This is a genomic window from Bacteroides sp. ET489, assembly GCF_030518095.1.
Lineage (GTDB): Bacteria > Bacteroidota > Bacteroidia > Bacteroidales > Bacteroidaceae > Bacteroides > Bacteroides ndongoniae.
In genome coordinates this window covers 1-517 of record NZ_JAULLJ010000131.1, presented here as the reverse complement: position 1 = coordinate 517, position 517 = coordinate 1, and the positions used below count along the sequence as shown (strand labels likewise).

Annotated in this window: 1 protein-coding gene; it reads right to left on the bottom strand. The window is 44.1% G+C overall.

Annotated elements, in window-relative coordinates; genetic code table 11:
• Window positions 1–207 precede the first annotated feature (207 nt).
• On the bottom strand, window positions 208–517 hold a 310-nt coding region (locus Q3C19_RS18355; RefSeq protein ID WP_302731316.1), incomplete at its 5' end, for an integrase core domain-containing protein.

The window sequence follows — 517 nt, the reverse complement described above, 5'->3', positions numbered from 1 at the left end:
TGTCTTTTCCTGATTTAACTAGACGCTTTTTTATTTTATAAACTATAATAGTAGACATTTCTTGAGAAACGCTCCTATTTGAATAGACACTTTGCCTAATACAGCTCTGATTAGGTCGTCTGTTTTCGATGTACCGGACATGCAAGAGTTCCGGCCTTGTTGTTCGGCAAAACCGGATGCCCTTCGATGGGGCATTCGGTTTTTGGGTCAGATGTTCCGGCTTACGCTTTCGTCCGACCTTGTTGTTTGGCCTGACAAAGATGCATCATATCCACCATTATCGAAAGTTTTTTGCGGGCAAATTTTCTTTTTCCACATATTCTTCTGTTCACCCTGCTCCAAATGTACAAGAGCAGGGACTTTGTAACCGATACTCATATGTGGCCGGCGATAGTTGTAGAAGTGGATGTATCTACCGATGACCTTCTTGGCATGCCCGATATCGTTGAAGTGACTTTGTCGGTAGACACGTTCGCACTTGATTATCCCGTTGACCCGCTCGGCAATGGCATTATCC